At 62.1% G+C, this 546-nt stretch carries 1 protein-coding gene; it reads left to right on the top strand.

Going from position 1 to position 546, the window contains the following annotated elements:
- Positions 1-426 (top strand): ABC transporter permease subunit (locus NKI29_RS33400; protein WP_352622794.1); only part of this gene is annotated, 426 nt, incomplete at its 5' end.
- Positions 427-546: the final 120 nt, after the last annotated feature.

Genomic DNA, 546 nt, shown 5'->3' on the forward strand with positions numbered 1-546 from the left:
AAGGTCGCGTATACGCCGCTCGGCATCGTCATCGCGCTGGTCTTCATCGGTCTGCCCTTCGTCGTGCGCACCGTGCAGCCGATCATGGAGGAGATCGACAAGGAGGTAGAAGAAGTGGCCGCCACGCTCGGCGCCAATCGCTTCCAGATCATCAGCCGCGTTCTACTACCCGGACTGGCGCCTGCCATCGTCACCGGTTTCGCGCTGGCCTTCGCGCGCGGCGTCGGCGAGTACGGTTCCGTCATCTTTATCGCCGGCAACCTGCCGTTCAAATCCGAGATCGCGCCGCTTCTGATCGTCATCCGGCTGGAGGAATATAATTACGCCGCGGCGACCGCGATAGCGGCGATCATGCTGGCGCTGTCCTTCGTCATGCTGCTGGTCATCAACCTGGTGCAGACCTGGAGCCGCAAGCGCTATGGCTGACCCGGAGATCAAATCCTACGCGCCGCACCATGAAAGCCAGTCGCCGGCGGTGACCGAGAGCCGCACGGCGAGAACCGTGCTGATGATCGTGACCTTTGCCTTCCTCGGCATTTTCCTGCT

Source organism: Mesorhizobium sp. M0678, from assembly GCF_040320505.1.
Classification (GTDB): domain Bacteria; phylum Pseudomonadota; class Alphaproteobacteria; order Rhizobiales; family Rhizobiaceae; genus Mesorhizobium.